Origin of the sequence: Kribbella sp. (assembly GCF_035687465.1) — a bacterium.
Classification (GTDB): Bacteria; Actinomycetota; Actinomycetes; order Propionibacteriales; family Kribbellaceae; genus Kribbella.
Map to the genome: position 1 here is coordinate 1 of NZ_DASRXP010000347.1, position 2162 is coordinate 2162.

The 2162-nt window shown below is 69.2% G+C and carries 2 protein-coding genes; one reads left to right on the forward strand and one right to left on the reverse strand.

Annotation, left to right across the window (positions count from 1 at the left end; all coding sequences use genetic code 11):
• On the reverse strand, positions 1-1069 hold a 1069-nt coding region (locus VFG33_RS18310; RefSeq protein ID WP_325054105.1), incomplete at its 3' end, for a peroxidase family protein.
• A 375-nt stretch (positions 1070-1444) separates the two neighbouring features.
• Here VFG33_RS18310 and VFG33_RS18315 point away from each other — a divergent pair.
• The coding region (locus VFG33_RS18315) for an RNA polymerase subunit sigma-70 (RefSeq protein ID WP_325054106.1) at positions 1445-2162 on the forward strand (718 nt) is incomplete at its 3' end.

Genomic DNA, 2162 nt, shown 5'->3' on the forward strand with positions numbered 1-2162 from the left:
GCGCGCGGTATCCGACGGTCGCGAACTCGTTGCTCAAGGTCGCGTCGGTCCCGGGCTTGTAGCCCGTGTACGCCGGCAGCGTGACCCCGACGGCGGGGAGGAACTCGTTGTAGGTGATGTACTGCTGCTCCGCGAGAACGACCCGGCGGGCGATCTGGAACCTGTCCTCGTTGCTGAGCGAGCCGGGCAACTGCGCGACGATCCGGTTGTGCTCCCGGGCGAACAGCGTCTGCGTCGCCGTCAACGCGATGTTCTCGTTGGCCCGTACGTCGCCGGCGACGATCGCGCGATTCGGCGTACTCCGGAGCGCGCCGTCGATGTCCATCGCGGGAGCGGAGGCGGGATCGCCGCGGCTGTCCTTGCGGGGCAGGTAGTCGCCGGGGAGGAGCAACCTGGCGCCGTTGTTGCCGAGGTTGCCGTCGACCGGGCCTTCGCGGAGCCACTCGAGCCGCTGGTTGGAGCCGCCGTACACCGCGAACGCGTCGACGTACGAGCTGAGGGTGTTGGTCTGCTGCCGTGGGGTGGTGACGCCGGTGCCGGGTGCAGCCGTCGAGCGGACGAAGGACAGGCAGCCGAAGTCGTTGGTGAACTTCTCCAGGGGATCGTTGGCATCGAAACCGATGTTGCGCGTCTCGCCCTGGGGATCGCCGGGTGCCCGGCCCTCGCGAAGGCCGATCGTGTGGTCGAGGAACTGGCCCCAGACGAAACCCCACTGGGTGACCTGGCGCTCGGAGAACAGGTTCTGGGCCTCGTCCTGGAACACCCGGTTGCTCACGGTGCGCGCGTTCGGGCCGGCGACGGGCTCGCTCCTGCCGTCCGCGTAGCGGGTCGGGGCCACCCGGGAGTAGGGCAGGCCGGACTTGCCCCAGGTCGGGTGGGCCTGGTTGTTGCCGGTGCCGTCCAGGCTCTGGATCTCGAACGCGACGGCCGGTGCGGCGGCTTCCTGCGGAGCGTCGAGCGCGCTCGCGCTGCGGGTGGTCAGGACCGGGGCGACCGCGACGGCCAGTCCGGTGACGAGGAGCGGGAGACGGCGGCGGAGTGGGCGTGACGAACTGACGGAGCTGGGCATGAGCTCCTCCTGGCATCTTGGGGCGGAAAGTTGCAAGGGGACGGACGCGTCGTCTGTTCCGGTCATCGTGAGCGCCCACCCACCAGCGGGCAACGCCCCACAGACCTCCGGTCACCCTTGGGGGAATTCAGCGACACGCCTAAGATCCGGGGATGCATCGGAGTCGGGTGTCGACGCTGCTGATAGACGTGCCTCAGGACCAGGCCTCCCGTGCGGAGACGTTCTGGTCTGGCAGGGATGCCACACTCTGCGCGTCCCGGGCGGCCAGCTTGTCTGCGTCATCCCGCTCCACAGCCCACCCGAGCTCTTCGCTGCCAACGCCACTACCTGGCCCTGAGTAACCAACGGGGCCCTTCGGTGACCTAGTGTCGAGGGGTGAGCGATGTCGAGTTGGTGGCGTTGGCCAGGGGCGGGGACGAGGCGGCGTACGGGGAGTTGGCGGGCGCGTACCGGAAGGAACTCGGGGCGCACTGTTACCGGATGCTCGGGTCGCTCCACGATGCGGAGGACGCGTTGCAGCAGTCGTTGCTCGGCGCCTGGCAGGAGATGGGCGGGTACGACGGCAGCACGTCGGTCCGGAGCTGGTTGTACCGGATCAGTACCGACACCTGTCTGCGGCTGAGCTCGCAGCGGCCGAAGAAGGTGCTGACCTCCGACCAGGTCGCGGCCCGGCAGGATCCGGGGGAGCTCGGCGCACCGATCCTGGAGCCGATCTGGCTGGAGCCGTGCCCGGACGACCCGGAGGCCGGCTACGAGCAGCGCGTGACCGTCGAACTCGCCTTCATCGCCGCCTTGCAGCAGATCCCCAGCACCCAACGCGCGGTCCTCATCCTCAGGGAGGTCCTCGAGTACTCCGCTGCCGAGGCCGCCGTGATCCTCGAGACCAGCCCGCAGTCGGTGGACAACGCGTTCCAGCAGGCCCGCAAGGCCGTCGACGAACGGATCCCACCGGTCAGCCAGCAGGCTGAGCTCGCCTCGCTCGGGCAGGACCGGGAGCAGCAACTCATCGACAACTTCGCGACCGCCTGGGAGCAAGCCGACGCGGATTCGATCGGGGACCTGCTCGCCGACGACGCCCGCTACACCATGCCGC